Raw genomic sequence first — 2,474 nt, forward strand, 5'->3', positions numbered from 1 at the left:
CGCGGCAGTTGCTTCGCTGGCGGCGTCGGTCGCGGGTGCAGCCGCCTCCCTGGCGGCCGCAGTTGCCGGCGCAGTCCGTTCCTCCCCGGTGGCAGGCTCGGCGGCAGGCTGCGGCTCGGCCTCCGGCTGGGACTCCTTGGCCTGGCGGGGAACCGCTTCGCTGCCGACGGCGGAACGGCCAAACCGCGGCGTCCCTTCATTGCCGGCCACAACAGCGGACGAGGCCGTTGCGGACGTCTGGAGGTCGGACAGATCCTCGGCCGCGTCCTGGGACCCCGCCTGCACCAGGGGAAGGACCGCGGCGGCAGCCAGGCCGGTGGCGGCTGCCGCCAGGCCGGTGAACGTGCCGATGCGGCGGAGGGTGGCAGCGGGGGGAGCATCGGCGCGCCGGCGGCCGCGGCCGGTGGGCCCGCCCGGCAGTGAAACGGTGGAACCGGCGCGCCGGCGTCCACGGACTGGGTGCATCTTCATGGGAGTCCTCTCTGCACGCCTGCGAAGTTAGCTGTCGGATTCGAGAGAGAGCATCTCGGCGCGGTCAGCAGGCAGCAGGACGCTGCAGGCAGGCTGGCCGCACTTCACCCCAAGGCACCGATGGCGCCAGTGATGGTTCCTCCACCCCTGTCTGTGAAATTGAACGGACAGGTACGCTGACAGGGCTCGGCGTGCGGACCCGGCCTATACCCTGATGTGGGGCATGGCGCCATCAAACGTACCGACACAACCCGAATCGTTACAAACTTGTGACAGGTGTTTCTCCTCACAGCGGCCAAAACGCATTGCGGGGCCCAGGTCATCCCCTCTTGGCCCGGCCCCCTTTATCTCCGGAGGCTCCCGTCAGATACTGAGGGAAGCCGGGCACTTCCGATTCTGGAAGGCCCCGGAACGGCCCGTGCCACGGGTCCCTAAGGAGGTAGGCCTTGGAAACCCGAGAACTGGCTGCGGCCCTCGCGGACGACTCCATCCGGCTGGTGCGGCACTGGCTCCAGGAGTCGTCCCGGGTTCCGGTGGATTCCTCGGCGGAGCAGCTGGCCGGGGTGCTGCAGGATCCGCACGGCCTGGAGTTCACGGTCGGGTTCGTCGACGGTGTCATCCGGCCCGAGGATGTCAGGGTGGCGGCCCGGAACCTGGCCGCGCTGGCGCCGAAGGTGCCGGCCTTCCTGCCCTGGTATCTGCGCGGTGCGGTCCGCCTGGGCGGGGCGGTGGCCCCGGTGCTGCCCGGGGTGGTGATTCCGGCGGCCCGGAAGGTGCTGCGCGGGATGGTCGGGCACCTGATCGTGGATGCCAGCGAGGACCGGCTCGGCCCGGCCATTGCCAGGATCCGCCGGGAGAACGTCCGGCTGAACGTGAACCTGCTCGGCGAGGCGGTGCTGGGCGAACGCGAGGCCGCCCGGCGGCTGGCGGGCGTGCGCAGGCTGCTGGCCCGGGACGACGTGGACTACGTCTCGATCAAGGTTTCCGCCGCCGTCGGCCCGCATGCTGCCTGGGCCTTCGAGGAGGCGGTGGCGCACATCGTGGAGACCCTGGCGCCGCTGTTCCGGCAGGCGGCCGCGGCCGCGGTGCCCAAGTTCATTAACCTGGACATGGAGGAGTACAAGGACCTGGAGCTGACCCTCGCGGTCTTCACCCGGCTCCTGGACCGGCCCGAGTTCAGGGACCTGGAGGCCGGGATCGTGCTGCAGGCCTACCTGCCGGATGCCCTGGCGGCGATGATCCGGCTGCAGGAGTGGGCCGCGGCCCGCCGCGCCGCCGGCGGGGCCGGGATCAAGGTGCGGGTGGTCAAGGGCGCGAACCTGCCGATGGAGCGGGTCGAGGCCTCGCTGCACGGCTGGCCGCTGGCCACCTGGGGCAGCAAGCAGGACTCGGACACCAACTACAAGCGGGTGATCAACTACGCGCTGGATCCGGAGCGGATCCGGAACATCCGCATAGGCGTCGCCGGCCACAACCTCTTCGACATTGCCTTCGCCTGGCTGCTGGCCCGGACCCGCGGGGTGGAGGCCGGCATCGAGTTCGAGATGCTGCTGGGCATGGCCCAGGCCCAGGCCGAGGCCGTGAGGCAGGACGTCGGTTCGCTGCTGCTCTATACCCCGGTGGTGCACCCGGGGGAGTTCGACGTGGCCATCGCCTACCTGATCCGCCGGCTCGAGGAAGGGGCCAGCCGGGAGAACTTCATGTCCGCGGTGTTCGAGCTCTCCGGAAACGAGGCGCTGTTCGAGCGCGAGAAGCAGCGCTTCCTGGCCTCGCTGGCCAACCTCGACGACACGGTCCCGGCCCCGAACCGGAGGCAGGACCGCAGCCGGCCGGCCGAACCGATGCCGCACGATTCGTTCGTGAACACCGCGGACACCGACCCGTCGCTGCCGGCGAACCAGGCCTGGGGCCGGGCCATCCTGGCCCGGGTCCCCGGCTCCGCCCTGGGCCGGGTCGCGGTCGCCGCGGCCACCCTGCGCGATGCGGACGCCCTGGACGCGGTG

The 2,474-nt window shown here is 71.0% G+C and carries 1 protein-coding gene, 1 pseudogene and 1 riboswitch; of the genes and pseudogenes, one reads left to right on the forward strand and one right to left on the reverse strand.

What is annotated here, in order from left to right:
* A pseudogene (locus tag ACFQ36_RS22155) lies at positions 1 to 471 on the reverse strand (hypothetical protein); the annotation flags it as partial.
* Positions 472 to 473: 2 nt separating this feature from the next.
* Positions 474 to 647, reverse strand: a riboswitch (cyclic di-AMP (ydaO/yuaA leader).
* A gap of 270 nt (positions 648 to 917) precedes the next feature.
* On the opposite strand from ACFQ36_RS22155, the gene ACFQ36_RS22160 reads away from it, so the two are divergent.
* Positions 918 to 2,474, forward strand: a 1,557-nt coding sequence (locus tag ACFQ36_RS22160) for a proline dehydrogenase family protein (RefSeq protein WP_377017637.1), incomplete at its 3' end; no start/stop codon positions are given.

It is taken from the genome of Arthrobacter sp. GCM10027362, assembly GCF_042679445.1.
Lineage (GTDB): Bacteria > Actinomycetota > Actinomycetes > Actinomycetales > Micrococcaceae > Crystallibacter.